The organism is Dactylosporangium sp. NPDC049140 (genome assembly GCF_040648435.1).
In genome coordinates this window covers 1-2166 of record NZ_JBEZDS010000143.1, presented here as the reverse complement: position 1 = coordinate 2166, position 2166 = coordinate 1, and the positions used below count along the sequence as shown (strand labels likewise).

1 protein-coding gene and 2 pseudogenes are annotated in these 2166 nt (G+C 70.9%); 1 reads left to right on the top strand and 2 read right to left on the bottom strand.

The window, feature by feature from the left end:
• Both AB0B76_RS58870 and AB0B76_RS58865 read right to left on the bottom strand, forming a co-directional pair.
• Positions 1-92, bottom strand: a pseudogene (locus AB0B76_RS58870) (IS5/IS1182 family transposase); the annotation flags it as partial.
• 31 nt (positions 93-123) lie between these two features.
• A pseudogene (locus tag AB0B76_RS58865) lies at positions 124-423 on the bottom strand (integrase core domain-containing protein); the annotation flags it as partial.
• Positions 424-627: 204 nt separating this feature from the next.
• Between AB0B76_RS58865 and AB0B76_RS58860 the strand changes: the two are divergent.
• The gene (locus tag AB0B76_RS58860) at positions 628-1950 is read left to right on the top strand and encodes a hypothetical protein (RefSeq protein ID WP_360395154.1); all 1323 of its coding nucleotides are present in this window, start codon (positions 628-630) and stop codon (positions 1948-1950) included.
• Positions 1951-2166 lie beyond the last annotated feature (216 nt).

Below are 2166 nucleotides of genomic sequence, written 5' to 3'. Positions count from 1 at the left end.
ATGAGGGTGCCGTCAAGGATCGCGTACGCGAGAGTACGGATCCGGGCCATGGCCGCGGCGAGGTCGTCCGCGGCTGCGGCGAGCAGGGCGATCGGGGCTTGACCCCTGATCTTGGACACGGGGTTATGCGGCTGCGGCCAGCCTAGTCGGTGCTGCTGGGAGGTTGCGCTCGTAGGTGTTCGGGGCTTGGTGGCCGAGGCGGGACTGCCGTCGGACGGTGTTGTAGCGGTGCAGCCACCGGAAGATGGTGAGCCGGGCTTCGCGCTCGTCGGTGAACGTGCGGCGGCCTTGCAGGGTTTCGCGTTTCAGGCTGGCGTTGAACGATTCGGCTGCGGCGTTGTCGGCGGAGCTGCCGATCGGGCTCATCGACTGGCGCACGCCGGCCGTCCGGCAGGCGGTGGCGAAGGCCCGGGACGTGTATTGCCGGCGTCACTCAGATGTTCGTTGATGTTTTGCGCGACCGGGTCGACCTGGCCCGGCCGGCGCCGTTGTTGCCTGCCACGGCCACGTACCGCGTGCCCATTGCCCGGCTGATGCGCGAGTGCCGGTTGAATCCCTCGTGACTTGACAGCGACGGTGTGACTTGCGGTGATAGCGGGCGGCGCGGAGATCCAGTACGTTGCGCGCGTGCAGATCGAGGACGACGAGCCGCGGCCCGTCGAGTTCGTCGGGGCGGGTGGGTACGGCGTGCCGCTGCCGTTCACCGCCTCCTCCGTCCGGCCGCCCGCATCGCTGGAATCGGGATCGCCGGCCCGGCGGTGGCCGGTGCTGGTGGCCGTTACTGCAGCGGTCGTCCTCGTCGCGGCGGTGTTCCTGATGGGCGGGATCGACGCGAAGCCGGAGGCTACCGCCGCGACCCGCGCCGCCTCGGCCTCGCCCACAGGGTTGCGGAGCCTCGCCGACGTGAAGGCCGGCCTCATCAACGCGGCGCTTGCCGCGCAGGGGCAGGCACTGCTCGCCGGCGACCTGGACGGCTACCTGGCGTCCGTCGACGTCCGGTTGTACGACGAGTTCACGCAACGGTTCCACTCGCTACGGGCACTGCGGGTGGCGCGGTGGACGGCGGAGGTGGCGAAGATGCCGCCGGACATCCAGGACCGGTCGACCGTCACGGTGAAGATCGGGTACTGCCTCGGCGATCCCGGATGCGTGCCCGTCGAGCTGCTGCTGCCGAGCACGTGGGCGATCCAGGACAGCCGGGCCGTCGCGACCTCGTTCCAGCGGACCGTGCTGCCGTGGGACATGACGGTGTTGCAGGCCGTCGAGGGGCGGCGGGTCATCGTGGCCGGGCCGGCCGCGCTCGCCGGGCAGCTCGACCGCTTCCTCGGGGCCGCCGACCGGGCCGCCGACATCGCTGACAGGTTCGCCCGCTGGGGGCCGCCGCCGAAGCGGTACGTCGTCTACGTCGCCGGGCCCGAGCAGCGCAGTACCTGGTGGAACGGCCAGGGCGGCAGCTCCGACGGTTACGCGGCCGGGTCCTACGGAGTTGAGGTCCAAGCCGGCCAGGTCGGCATCGACGGGCTGGCCAACCTGCTGGCGCACGAGTTCGCCCACGTCGTGAGCGTTGGCGACGAGCCCCATGCGGGGCGGCTGTGGTGGCTGACGGAGGGGTTGGCGGAGTACGTCGCGGACCGGGACGGCTCGTGGACCCGGGACCGGCTGCCGTCGGTGCGCCGCTACCTACGCGCCGGGCGCTGGGACGGCTCGGTCACGCTCGCAGCGATGCCGACGGATGCTTCCGACGACGACCAGCGCGCCCGGTACGGCCTGGCCCTGCTCACCGTGACCTGCCTGGCACAACGGTTCGGCGAGGACAGGATGCTGGCGTTCTTCGGCTCTGTCGTCCGCCAGGGATCGGACCCGGAAACGGCATCGCTGAACGTACTCGGCACAGACTGGGCACCCGTCGCCGAGAGCTGCGCCGCGCAGATCCGCGCCCGCGCCAAGTAGCGCCATGATGAGCGCATGGAAGCGGTTGTACGTCAACCGCGATCCGCACCCACCACGGCCCCGTACATCCCGCACAGCGCGCATCGGCAAATTCGTGAGCTGTGGGCCGGCGCCACGGCATCGAAGCCGTGGGTTCGTCGGGTCGGTCCGGCTGGTATTCGTCGGCGTCTGGGGCGCGCCCGACACTCGATGGCCTTGGCGGGGTTTGACCGGTTG